We start from the raw sequence: 11,766 nt of genomic DNA, 5'->3' as shown, positions 1-11,766 counted from the left end.
GGCGCTCGACAATCGCTGCGCGGCCGCCCCCGGTTCGTGTCTACTCCACCCCCATGCGCCTCTTCCCCATCGCGCTCGACCTCAACGGCCGGCGGGCCCTCGTCATCGGCGCCGACGGCGAGGTCCCCTACACCGTGGAGCGGCTCCTCTCGGCGGGCGCCCGCGTCTCCGTCGTGGCGCCGGGGCAGGTCGACGCGTCGATCGAACGCGCCGGCCAGGAAGGGCGGCTCGAGCTGCACCGGCGGCCGTTCGCGGACGGCGACCTCGCCGGCGCGGCGATCGTGTTCCTCGCGCCGGGCGACGACGCGCTCTCGCGGCGACTCCATCGCGAGCTCGCGGACGCCGGACGACTCGTCTGCACGCTGGATCGCCCGGAGGTGTCGAACTTCGTCAACCCTTCGGTGGTCTCCGCCTCCGGACTGACCATGAGCTTCAGCAGCCACGGCGTCAGCCCGGGGACGATACGGCGCATCCGGGAGGATCTCGGCGCGCTCTTCTCGGATCCCCGGTTCGCGCGCTACATCGAGGCGCTGCGGCGGCTCCGCGAGAGCCTCCCGCGGGGCGCCGAACGGGCCGCGCGCATGCGGAAGGCCACCTCGGGCTTCGGGCTGGAGGCGAGGCTGCGGTTCCCTGCGTGGCTGGAGCGAGGCGACGAGCCTTGATGTCCGGAGATGCCGCAGGCAGAGCGGGGGGCGCCGCGAACGAGGGGGCGCGCGCGACCCCGACGGACGCGAAAACCCTTGTGTAGAGCGGCCTTCAAGGCTTAAGTGGGCGCCCACGCGACACTATCCGCGGAGGAGGGCTTACGGTATGCGTTCACGATCGGGCCGGCTGACGATGTTGACCTCGGCGGCGATGGTCTCTGGGCTCCTGACGCTGACGAACGTCAGTCCGGTATCTGCGCAGACGGCGCCGCCCCCGGCGGGCAAGCCGGCCGCGCAGGCGCCCGTCGCGGCCGCGCAGGCGCCCGCCGCGGCCGCGCCGACGCCGGGTCCTGCGAAGCCCGCCGCCGCGGCGCAGGCGCCGGCCAGCGCCACGCCGCCCGCCGCTGGCGCCACGCCGCCCGCCGCTGGCGCCACGCCGCCCGCCGTCGGTACGCCCGCGACGGCAGCGCCCGGAAAGACCGCCGAGCCCGCGGCGAAGGTGACCACCACCAAGCCGAAGAAGCCGCTGACGGAGAAGCAGAAGAAGGACGAGGCGAAGAAGCTCTACAAGGAGGCCGAGGCCAGGTTCGAGAAGGGCGAGTACGCCGTCGCGGCCGACCTGTACCGCCAGGCGGACGAGCACGTGCCCGGCGCCGCGCCGAAGTACAAGCTCGCCCTCGCGCTCGACAAGCAGGGGCTCGCGACCGAGGCGGTCGCGGCGTGGCAGGCGTTCCTCGACTCGAAGCCGGACGCGGAGAAGTTCAAGGACAAGATCACCGAGGCGCAGGGGCGCGTCGAGGCCCTGAAGAAGACGCCGGCCAAGGTGAAGGTCGCGACCGCTCCGGAGGCGCCGCCGGGCCTCAAGATCGCGATCGACGGCGTGGCCCAGACGGGCACCGAGCTCTCGGTCCCGCCCGGCAAGCACACCCTTACCGTCTCGGCCGAGGGGTTCATCGACTCGAGCCAGGAGCTCGAGGTCACCTTCGCCGAGGCGCGCGAGGTCAGCGTGACGCTGACGCCCAAGCCGCAGGAGCCGGTCGCCGCGACGCCGGCGCAGCCCCCGGCTCCGCCGCCGGCCGCCGAGGTGCCCCCGGCGCAGCCGCCGCCGCCCGCGCCGGCGACCGAGCCGCGCTCCCCGGTGCCGGCCTACGTGACCCTCGGGCTCGCCGGCGCCGGCGTCGTGGTCGGGACGATCTTCGGCATCCAGGCGCTCGGCGCGAAGGGCGACTTCGACGAGCAGCCGACGACGAAGAACGCGGATCGCGTCGACCGCTTCGCGCTGATCTCGGACATGTCCTTCGCGGTGGCGCTCACGTTCGGCGTCACCGGCGCGGTCCTGCTCCTCACCGATGACGCGCCGGCCGAGCCGAAGGCCGCTGCTTCGAGCTCGAAGAAGAGGGCGTTCGTCACTCCGTACGTCAGCCCGACAGGCGGCGGCGCCGCCGCGCGGTTTACCTTCTAAGGGGACTACACCATGTGGAAGAACCAGTACCTTTTCGCGATCGCGCTCTGCGCCGGCGCGCTCTCGACGCTCGGGATGGGCTGTGAGCTCATCGCCACGGTCGACCGCTCGCGCATCCCCGGGGACGACGGCGTCACCGACGGGTGTGCTGACGGCACGAAGAACGGCGACGAGACCGACATCGACTGCGGCGGCTCCACCTGCCCGCAGTGCGAGCTCGCCAAGGCGTGCACGGCGAAAGAGGACTGCGCGAGCGGCTTCTGCGCCGACGGCGTCTGCTGCAACACCGCGTGCGACGCGGAGTGCGATGCCTGCACCGCCGATCTCAAGGAGTCGGGGGAAGAGGACGGCTCGTGCGGCGCCTCGAAGGCCGAGTCCGAGTGCGGCGAGGCGACGTGCTCCGAGGGCGTCCAGACGGCCCGCGGCACCTGCGACGGGACGAGCGTGGACTGCGCGCCCGGCGAGGAGACGTCGTGCGAGACGTTCGCCTGCGATCCGGACGAGAACGCGTGCTTCGCCGAGTGCTCGGAGGACACGCAGTGCGCCAAGTGCCACGTCTGCGATGCGGGCGAGGGGACCTGCTCGCTGGCTCCGGCGGGCGCGACGGGCCTCGGCTGCGAGGACGACCAGGCGTGCGACGCCGCGGGCGAGTGCAAGGCCGCGAACGGTCAGGAATGCACGGACGCGACCGACTGCGGCAGCGGGAGCTGCGTCGACGGCGTCTGCTGCGACACCGCCTGCGACTCGCCCTGCCAGGCCTGCAACATCGAGGGCTCGGCGGGCACGTGCTCGAACGTCCCGCTCGGCGCCGACGACGGGATGGACTGCAGCGACGTCAACGTCTGCGACGGCGAGGGCGCCTGCAAGCTGGCCGAAGGCCAGCGGTGCACCACGGACGAGGAGTGCGCCAGCGGCAACTGCATCACCATCAGCGCCATCAAGGCCTGCGACGAGATCGAGACCCCGGATCCCTGAGCTCTCTCCGGCTCCCGCCGGGCTCCCCGCGGAGCCCGGCGGAGCTCACGCCCCGAACGTCCCTCGCGCGCGCGCGCTGATCGCCTCGGCCTCGGCGCCGGAGGGCGGGCCGAGCACCGTCATCGACTCGGCTTCCCCGTCGAACAGGCCGCCGTCCTCCTCCAGATCGCCGCGCTCGGCCTCCACCTCGTAGGCGGGCACCGTCGCGGCCTCCTCCCAGCGGCTCTTGAGCCGATCCGCCAGCTTCGCGAGCAGCTCCCGCGTCGTCTCCCGGTCCGTGGCGGACAGGAGCACCGCGTCCGGGTGCCCGAGCAGCAGCCGCCGCCCCTCCTCCGGGGCGATCAGGTCCGCCTTGTTGAACACCAGGATGCGGGGGATGCCGATGAGATCGAGCTCGGTCAAGAGCGCCTCGGTCGTCTCGATGTGCTGATCGCGCGCGGGATCGCTCGCGTCGACGACGTGGAGCAGGAGATCGGCGTCGGCGGCCTCCTCGAACGTCGCCCGGAAGGCGGCGAACAGGTCCTTCGGGAGCTCCCGGATGAAGCCGACCGTGTCGGTGATCACCACCTCGCGCTCCTCGGGGAAGCGCAGCCGCCTCGAGCGGGTGTCGAGCGTCGCGAACAGCTTGTTCTCGGCGAGCACGTCGGCGCCGGTCAGCGTGTTCAGCAGCGTGCTCTTGCCGGCGTTCGTGTAGCCCACGATCGAGACCACCGGCACGCCGAGCCGGGCGCGGCGCCGGCGGCGCTGCTCGCGCTGCCGGGAGAGCCGCTTCAGCTGCGCCTCCAGGAAGCTGACGCGCTCCTTCGCGCGGCGGCGCCCGATCTCGAGCTTCGTCTCGCCGGGACCGCGCCCCCCGATGCCGCCGGTCAAGCGGGACAGGGAGTCGTCCTTCTGCCCGAGGCGCGGGAGCGTGTACTTCAGCTGGGCGAGCTCGACCTGGAGCTTGCCGTCCGACGACTCCGCGCGCTGGGCGAAGATGTCGAGGATGAGCTGCGTCCGGTCGAGCACCTTGAGGTCCGTGTGCTTCGCGATCGCCGACGCCTGCGACGGGGTGAGATCCCGGTCGAAGACCAGCGTCTCCGCGTCGAGCTCCGAGGCGCGCAGCACGACCTCGTCGAGCTTCCCCTTGCCGAGCACGAGCCGCGGATCGATGCGGTCGCGCAGCTGGAGGACCGTGTCCGCGACGTCGACGCCGGCGGTCCCGGCGAGGTCGGTCAGCTCGCGCAGGCTCTCCTCGGCCCGCGCGAGCGCGCCCGCCTTGCCCTTCTCGGCGACGTGCACGAGGATCGCCCGGCCGTCCTTGGCCGCGACCGATCGCGTGCGCGATCGCTTCGCGAACTCGTCCTCGAGCGCCTGGATGAGCGCGCCGAAATCGACGTCGAGGCGGCCGACCGCGACGGGGCCCACGGTCCGGTACGGCAGCTCCGCCTTCCCGCGATCGTCGCCGCCCTCGTCGTCCACGGTCACCGTGACCGCTTCCTTCCCGTGGACCGGCACGTTGTACGCGTACTGGAGGGTCCGCGGCTCTCCCTGCGGGGAGAGCTGCACGGCCGCGACCAGATCGAGCCGGAGGCGGACCAGGTCGACGAGGTCGTCCCGCGTGAGCGGCTCGTTGAAGAGGTGCGTGTGGACGAGCCGGAGCGCCCTGAAGCGCCCCTGCGCGGCGCGGAGGCGTCCGATGTCGGGCAGCATCAGCCGGGTCGCGTCGCCGACGACGACATAGTCGATCTCACCCGAGCGGTGGACCAGGGCGCCGACCTGGCGCCCCGTCTCGTGCGACGCCTCGGCGAGCGCCTTGATGAGCTCGGGCGTGGCGATGCTGCCGAGCGGGACCTTGCGGCGGTAGATGCGCTCTAAGGTCTTGGTGGCGAGGGGGCTGAGTCCGGTGGTGTTTCCGTAGAGGGTGGGCATTCGATAGCTGAAGGGAGTGTTGCTCCCGCTCATTCATAACGCACGCAGGGCCGGTCCGCACCGGGGCCACCGCGGATCTCACGCGGGTCGAGCAATTTCTTTTCTTCTCATCGCTCGTCGCCGTCAGGTCCTCTTCCCCCGTGTCCCCCTCCCTCTGTCTCCCCCTCCCTCTGTCTCCCCCTCGCTCTTCCGCTCCCCGCGCGTTCCCCGCGTTGCCCCTTCTTCCCCTTCGTCGCTGCCTCGATCTCCCCTTCCAGCGTCCCGTTCCCGCGCTTCGCGTCTCCCGCCTGCGCGCGGCTCCACGTTCCTGTAGAGGCCGCGGCCGAGCCGTGGCAACGCTGCCCACGATGGCCATCCTGACCCCCCTCTCGCTCGCAGATGCCCGCCGCATCGGCGCGCTCTACGGCCTCGAGGTCGCCGACGTGCGCGGCCTCCTCGCCGGGAGCGTGAACTCGAACTTCGCGCTGGCGCTCGCCGACGGTCGCGGGCAGGTCTTCCTGCGCATCTACGAGGAGCAGCAGCGCGGCGCGGCCTCGCGCGAAGCGCGCATGCTGGCGCACCTCGCGACCGGCGGCGTGGCCACGCCGCAGCCGCTCCGCCGTCAGGATGGAATGTCCGGGTCGGAGGACACCGCGTTCATTGCCGAGCACGCCGGCAAGCCGGTCGCGCTGTTCCCGTGGGTCGCGGGCGACTCGCTCTGCCAGGCGCGCGTCACGCCGGACGCGGCCCGACGCGTCGGCGCGGCCCTGGCGCGGGTCCACCTCGTCGGCGCGTCGTTCGAGGGGGCGAACGTGAGCCGGTTCGACCTCGACAGCCTCGACCAGCGGCTCCAGGGCCTCCGCGCGCCTGCGCGCCCCACCGGCGAGGCCGCCGCGGCCCTCCCGCCCGACGTGGCCGCCGCGGTGGACGAGCTCACCGGCCGGCTCCAGCGGATCCGCGCCGCGGCGCCGCGGGCGCCCGGGCCCGAGACGCTGATCCACGGCGATCTCTTCCGCGACAACGTGCTCTGGCAGGGCGGCGAGATCTCGGCGCTGCTCGACTTCGAGAGCGCCTCGCGCGGCAGCGCCGCCTTCGATCTCGCCGTCACGATGCTGGCGTGGTGCTACGGCGACGACCTCGCCCCCGACCTCGCGGCCGCGCTCGCCGCCGGCTACACGTCGGTGCGGCCGCTCTCAACCGAGGAGCGCGGCCGTCTATTCCACGAGAGCCTGGTCGCGGCGCTGCGGTTCTCCATCACGCGGATCACCGACTTCGAGCTCCGCCCGAAGGGCAGCGGCGTCTACAAGGATTTCCGGCGCTTCCTCGCGCGGCAGCGGACGCTCGAGCGCCTCGGCCCGGAGGGGCTCCTCGCGCTGCTCCGCGTCTGATCGCGCCCGCCGTCGCCTGCGTTGCGTCCGCTCTCGTCCGCTCTCGTCCGCTCGCGTCCGATTCGAGTGTGCGCGAAGGTCGCCTCGTGATTTTGCGTGAAGTTCACGGCGCCGGGCGAGGGCGGCGTTGCGCGCCCGCGGCCCGACCGTTACCTTCGCCGGATGGCACAGGTCGGAACGCTCGATTTCAAGGGCTTCATCGAGAGACGGAAGGGCCAGCGCGCGGGCGGCGGGGACGGCGCTGGCAACGCGTACGCCTACGTGTCCGATAAGAACACGCGGCTCGCGTTCGAGAAGATGCGTCCGGTCGAGCTCGCCGTGACCGCCGCGGTCCGGCTGTTCAAGACGGTCGGCAAGAACGAGCTCCTCGGCCACGCCGTGAAGGTCGGCCCCACGCAGTTCCCGCGCGTCCACAAGCTCGCGGTCCACTGCGCCGAGACGCTCGGGATCGCGACCCCGACGCTCTACATCGTCAACAGCCCCACCCTCAACGCGGCCACCTACGGCACGAACGACGACTCGTTCATCATGGTGCACTCGGCGCTCGTCGACCATTTCACCGACGACGAGCTGCTCAGCGTCATCGGCCACGAGTGCGGCCACATCCACAACAGCCACGTCGTCTATCTGACCGCGATGCACTACCTGACGCGGATGGCGTCGGTCTTCGTGAAGTGGATCGTCGGCCCGGCGATGCTCGCGCTCTCCGGCTGGTCGCGCCGGGCCGAGGTCACCTGCGACCGCGCCGGGCTGCTCTGCGCGAAGAGCCTCGACGTCTCGACGCGCGCGCTCACCAAGCTCGCGCTCGGCTCGACCAAGCTCTACGAGGAGCTGAACCTCGAGGCGTTCATCGCCCAGCACGACGAGGGCAAGGGCGGCATCGGCCGGTTCGCCGAGTTCACGGCCAGCCACCCGTGGCTGCCGAAGCGCGTCCTGGCGCTCCGGGCCTTCGCCGAGAGCGAGCTTTACCAGCGCCACGCCGGGCTCGGCTCGGGCGGCCTCTCCATGGAGGAGGTCGACGAGAAGGTGCACGAAGTCATCAAGATCTGGGGCTGAGGGGCTCGCTCCTCCTGGCTACCGACCCAAGGCCGAGGTCAACGCACATGCTCGAATCCTTCCACAGCCGCAAAGACGACGTGACCGGGGCGCTCCGGGAGCTCTCGGAGTTCGCCGAGAGCCTCGGCGCGAAGAGCGTCGCGACGCGCATCACGAACGATCTCGTGAAGAAGCTCGAGGCCGATCGGTTCCACCTCGTCGTGGTCGGCGAGTTCAACCACGGCAAGACGACCTTCGTGAACGCCCTGCTCGGCGCCTCGATCCTGCCCGTCGGCGTGACGCCCACGACGGCGGTGATCCACCACCTCGAGTACGCGGCCGATCCGCGCGCCGAGGTGGTCTACGCGTCGGGAGAGCGCGCGGGCCTGCCGTTCGAGGACGTGCGGGCCTTCACCGTCGGCGGGGAGCGCTCGTCGAGCGCCGGCGAGGTGAAGTTCCTCGAGGTGGGGTACCCGGCCGAGCTCCTGCGCGAGCGCGTCGTCCTCGTCGACACCCCCGGGGTGAACGACCTCTCGCTGCAGCGCGCGGACATCACCTACAGCTACATCCCGCGGTCGGACGCCGTGCTGTTCCTCATCGACGCCGGCCAGCCGCTCAAGGAGAGCGAGCGCGTCTTCCTCCAGGACAAGCTGCTCGGGCAGTCCCGCGACAAGATCCTCTTCGTCGTGACGAAGCGCGACATCTGGAGCCAGGACGAGGAGGCCGAGGCGCTCGCCTACATCCGGGGCGAGCTCGGCAAGCTCGTGAAATCGCCGGTGGTGTTCCCGATCTCCAGCGAGCGGGCGCTGGAGGGCGACCGGGCCGGCAGCGGCATGCCGGAGCTGCTCGATCACCTGACCCGGTTCCTCGCCGAGGAGCGCGGGCGCATCCTCCTCGACAACGCGCTCGGCGAGGGCCTGGAGTCCGCGCGGCTGCTCGGCAAGGGCGTGGACGCGCGGCGGCGGGCGACCGCGATGTCGCGCGACGAGCTCAGCCGCCGCATCGAGATGATCGAGAAGGACCTGGCCGGCCAGTCGCGCACCATCGAGGAGCGGCGCGCCGGCATCCGCGAGGAGGTGAGCGCCATCCGCGCGTGGGTGCGCCGCGACCTGGACCGCTTCGTCGACGACGTGCTCCGGCAGCTGCCGGCGATCATCGACGAGGCCCACACCGACGAGATCAAGGTCTACCTCGGCGCCTTCCTGGAGCGCACCTTCGCGGAATGGGCGCAGGCCGAGACGAAGGAGATCGCCACGGCGCTCGAGACGCTCGCCGAGAAGACGATCGCGCTCGTCCGCGAGGACGCGCACGACGTGGCCAAGCGGGTCAGCGAGGCGCTCGGGGGCGACGTGAAGACGCCGAACGTCGAGGTCGACACGTTCGGCTACGACGTCGGGGTCTTCGCGCTCTTCACGATCGGCCTCGGCGTCATGTTCACGAACGCCCTGCTCGGCGGGATCCTGGCGCTCGCGGCGCCGGTCCTGGCCGTGTACGTGAAGGAGAAGGTCGAGGCCGAGACCCGCAAGAAGGCGAAGGAGATGGCGCCGATCGCCCTGCGCGAGGCCGCCACCCGGATCGGGCCGAAGCTCGACGAGATGATCCAGGAGTTCGCGAGCCGCCTCGACGCGTGGGTGGTCACGGCCGGCCAGGAGCTCCACCGGGAGGTCATCGAGGTGCTCAAGGCGGCCCGCGAGGAGCGGGTCCGCGCCGAGCCGAGCGGCGAGAGCCAGCTCAAGGCGTGCGACGACCAGGCGGAGGCGCTCAAGGCGCTGACGGCCCGCCTCGAGGGGCTGCGCAGCGCGCTCTGGACCGTCGAGAACGGCGAGAGCAAGCCGATCCCCCCGCCCGTGTCCAGCGTGCCCAACGCGCCCGGCGGCTCGGCCTGAACTCGGCTTGAGCGAGCGCACGCCTCCTGACACGGGGGGAGGCGCTGCCCTGCCCGGCCTCCTCGGCCGGGCGCCGTGGCCATGCCGGGCGCCGTGGCCATATCCAATCGTCGGGCGCTCATGCGAGAATGCGGCCGTGCAGCTCGACTTCGCAGCCCGTGAAGTGACGATCAAGCTCGTCTATTACGGCCCGGCGCTCAGCGGCAAGACGACGAACCTCGTCTCGCTGCACGGGCTCGCCGGGTCGGACGCTCGCGGACGCCTGATGACGCTCGAAACGCAGGACGATCGCACGCTGTTCTTCGATCTCCTGCCGCTCACCTTCCGCGCGAAGGACGGCGACGTCTCGCTCCGCATCAAGCTGTTCACCGTGCCCGGCCAGCCGATGCACGCCGCCACGCGGCGGCTCGTGCTCCAGGGCGCGGACGGGGTCGCGCTGATCGCCGACTCGCAGATCACGGAGACGCAGCGCAACGCCGAGGCGTTCTTCGACCTCCGCCAGAACCTGCGGGAGAACGGCCTGGATCTCGCGCGGATGCCGCTCGTCATCCAGTTCAACAAGCGCGACCTCCCCGACATCCGGAGCGACGAGGAGCTGGCGCGGCTCGCCGCGCGGGGCAAGGAGCCGGTGTACCGGGCCATCGCGACCCGCGGCATGGGCACGGTGGAGACGTTCATGGGCCTGCTCCACCTCACGTGGGAGACGCTCGATCAGACGCACCAGCTCTCGAAGCGGCTGTCGATCAGCGGCGAGGAGCTCCTGAACAGCGCGGCGCGCCAGCTCGGGGTGACGAGCTCGGTGGGCGAACTCCTGGCGAGGCGTATGGGCGGCAGCTTCGAGAAGAGCTCCCGGATCGTTCCATGAGGCCCGACGCCCACAAGGGGACGCCGGCTGACTTCGGCCTCGACGACGAGGACCTCCTCCATGTGCCGAGCTCCGCGCCGATGCCGTCGGCGCGCGTCGCGGACGCGCCCAGCTCCTCGAAGCGCGACGGCGCGGCGAGCGCGCCCGAGCCCTCGACGCTGCCGCCCCCCGCGGCCGCGCCGGTCGTCGATCTGGTCGGCATCGGCCCGCTCTCGCTCGAGGATCTCGTCGATCGCCAGGCCCTCGGCGAGATGGCGGCGTCGTTCCACGAGCTGTTCGGGCTGCCCATCCGCATCCAGTCGATCGGCGGCGCGACGCTCGCGGAGGCCGGCGCGCCCGCGCCGCTCGCGTCTCCGCGCGACCCTGCCGGCGACGCGCAGGAGACCCAGCGGACCGGCGCGGCGCCTCCGGATCGGGCGCAGGGGCGCGGCCCGGCGGCCGGCGGCGAGCTCGCGGATCCCCGCTCCCCCGGCGCGCTCTACCAGGTGTTCCCGATCGAGTACGACGGTCGCGCGATCGGCCGGTCGATCCTCGGCCCGTACCTGCCCGAGGGCCTCGACGCGCCTCCCGCTGCGGAGCTCGCGGCGGCGGCGCAGCTCGATCAGGCGCGCGCGGCGGAGGGGCTGCCGCCGCTGCCGCGGCTCCGGCCGGAGCGGCTCGGCCAGATCGCGGATCACCTCCGCGCCGTCCTCGATCTCATCCTGTTCAGCGGGCACAAGTCGCTCCTCACGTCGACGATGCACGTCGCGTCGATCCGCGAGAGCTTCCGAGAGCTCTCGCAGAAGAACGCCGAGCTGGAGCAGGCGTACGAGCGGCTGAAGGAGCTCGACCGGCTCAAGTCGAACTTCCTCGCCACGGTGTCGCACGAGCTCCGGACCCCGCTCACGTCGATCATGGGCTACAGCGAGATGCTCGCCGAGGGCATCGGCGGGCCGCTGACGGGCGAGCAGCGCGAGTTCATCGACACGATCCGGTCGAAGAGCGAGCAGCTGCTCGGGCTCATCATGAGCCTCCTGGATCTCTCGAAGCTGGAGAGCGGCACGCTGATCGTGCACCGCACCGAGGTGGCGGTCGGCCCGGTGCTCGTGGAGGCGGCGTCGACGATGGCGCCGGCCGCCTCGAAGAAGGGCGTCGAGCTCCGGATCCACGCCGAGAGCGATCTCCCGCCGGTGCTCGGGGACAGCGACCGGCTGCGCCAGGTCTTCGTCAACCTCGTCGAGAACGCGGTGAAGTTCACCGAGCCGGGGGGCGAGGTGCAGCTCGTCGCCCGCGCCGTGAGCGAGGACACGGACGATCTCCCCGGGCTGGTGCTGGTCGCGCCGCTCCAGCAGGCGGTCGAGATCCGCGTCGTGGACACGGGCATCGGCATTCCTCCTGGCGAGCGGCTGAAGGTGTTCGATCCGTTCTACCAGATCGATCAGAGCTCGACGCGGGAGCACGGCGGCACGGGCCTCGGCCTCTCGATCGTCAAGCGGTTGGTCGAGGCGCACAGCGGCACGGTCCGCATCGAGCCGAACGAGCCGCGCGGGACCGTGTTCGTGGTCAAGCTGCCCACGGTCGCCGGCTCGTCGTCGAACAGCCTCGTGCCGCCCATTTTCCAATGATTCCAATGAGCGGGCCT

The 11,766-nt window shown here is 71.7% G+C and carries 9 protein-coding genes; 8 read left to right on the top strand and 1 reads right to left on the bottom strand.

Annotated features, from left to right (window positions below; translation table 11 throughout):
- The first annotated feature begins 53 nt into the window (after nucleotides 1-53).
- The 3 genes from WME98_RS26910 (at nucleotide 54) to WME98_RS26900 (ending at nucleotide 3,081) form a co-directional block, all read left to right on the top strand.
- Nucleotides 54-662 carry a precorrin-2 dehydrogenase/sirohydrochlorin ferrochelatase family protein gene (locus WME98_RS26910; protein ID WP_437953897.1) on the top strand — a complete coding sequence of 203 codons (609 nt, stop codon included), beginning with the start codon at nucleotides 54-56 and terminating at the stop codon, nucleotides 660-662.
- 148 nt (nucleotides 663-810) lie between these two features.
- Nucleotides 811-2,106: a PEGA domain-containing protein gene (locus WME98_RS26905; RefSeq protein ID WP_437953896.1), complete on the top strand. Its 1,296-nt coding sequence runs from the start codon at nucleotides 811-813 to the stop codon at nucleotides 2,104-2,106.
- 12 nt (nucleotides 2,107-2,118) lie between these two features.
- Nucleotides 2,119-3,081 (top strand): hypothetical protein, encoded by a 963-nt coding sequence (locus WME98_RS26900; protein ID WP_437953895.1) that lies wholly within the window; start codon nucleotides 2,119-2,121, stop codon nucleotides 3,079-3,081.
- Nucleotides 3,082-3,126: 45 nt separating this feature from the next.
- On the opposite strand, the gene hflX is transcribed toward WME98_RS26900, so the two are convergent.
- Nucleotides 3,127-4,992, bottom strand: a complete 1,866-nt coding sequence (gene hflX / locus WME98_RS26895; protein WP_437953894.1) for a GTPase HflX — start codon at nucleotides 4,990-4,992, stop codon at nucleotides 3,127-3,129.
- A 347-nt stretch (nucleotides 4,993-5,339) separates the two neighbouring features.
- Between hflX and WME98_RS26890 the strand changes: the two genes are divergently transcribed.
- The 5 genes from WME98_RS26890 (at nucleotide 5,340) to WME98_RS26870 (ending at nucleotide 11,749) form a co-directional block, all read left to right on the top strand.
- Nucleotides 5,340-6,359, top strand: a complete 1,020-nt coding sequence (locus WME98_RS26890; protein ID WP_437953893.1) for a homoserine kinase — start codon at nucleotides 5,340-5,342, stop codon at nucleotides 6,357-6,359.
- A 162-nt stretch (nucleotides 6,360-6,521) separates the two neighbouring features.
- Nucleotides 6,522-7,415: a M48 family metallopeptidase gene (locus tag WME98_RS26885; RefSeq protein WP_437335721.1), complete on the top strand. Its 894-nt coding sequence runs from the start codon at nucleotides 6,522-6,524 to the stop codon at nucleotides 7,413-7,415.
- Between the two features lie 47 nt (nucleotides 7,416-7,462).
- Complete coding sequence (locus WME98_RS26880; protein ID WP_437953892.1) at nucleotides 7,463-9,280, top strand: dynamin family protein; 1,818 nt, start codon at nucleotides 7,463-7,465, stop codon at nucleotides 9,278-9,280.
- A 136-nt stretch (nucleotides 9,281-9,416) separates the two neighbouring features.
- Entirely contained in the window at nucleotides 9,417-10,145 is a 729-nt protein-coding gene (locus tag WME98_RS26875) for a GTP-binding protein (protein WP_020732588.1), read from the top strand.
- Entirely contained in the window at nucleotides 10,142-11,749 is a 1,608-nt protein-coding gene (locus WME98_RS26870; protein ID WP_437953891.1) for an ATP-binding protein, read from the top strand. The genes WME98_RS26875 and WME98_RS26870 overlap by 4 nt, the downstream gene beginning before the upstream one ends.
- Nucleotides 11,750-11,766: the final 17 nt, after the last annotated feature.

Source organism: Sorangium sp. So ce296 (assembly GCF_051529605.1).
Classification (GTDB): Bacteria; Myxococcota_A; Polyangia; order Polyangiales; family Polyangiaceae; genus Sorangium; species Sorangium cellulosum_D.
Note: the sequence above shows the minus strand (reverse complement) of the source record. Positions and strands in the feature narration are given on the sequence as shown.

Bases quoted from the DNA above. Each gene is read 5' to 3' on its own strand.
- WME98_RS26910 (WP_437953897.1), top strand. From the start codon at position 54: ATGCGCCTCTTCCCCATCGCGCTCGACCTCAACGGCCGGCGGGCCCTC.
- WME98_RS26905 (WP_437953896.1), top strand. From the start codon at position 811: ATGCGTTCACGATCGGGCCGGCTGACGATGTTGACCTCGGCGGCGATG.
- WME98_RS26900 (WP_437953895.1), top strand. From the start codon at position 2,119: ATGTGGAAGAACCAGTACCTTTTCGCGATCGCGCTCTGCGCCGGCGCG.
- hflX (WP_437953894.1), bottom strand. From the start codon at position 4,992: ATGCCCACCCTCTACGGAAACACCACCGGACTCAGCCCCCTCGCCACC.
- WME98_RS26890 (WP_437953893.1), top strand. From the start codon at position 5,340: ATGGCCATCCTGACCCCCCTCTCGCTCGCAGATGCCCGCCGCATCGGC.
- WME98_RS26885 (WP_437335721.1), top strand. From the start codon at position 6,522: ATGGCACAGGTCGGAACGCTCGATTTCAAGGGCTTCATCGAGAGACGG.
- WME98_RS26880 (WP_437953892.1), top strand. From the start codon at position 7,463: ATGCTCGAATCCTTCCACAGCCGCAAAGACGACGTGACCGGGGCGCTC.
- WME98_RS26870 (WP_437953891.1), top strand. From the start codon at position 10,142: ATGAGGCCCGACGCCCACAAGGGGACGCCGGCTGACTTCGGCCTCGAC.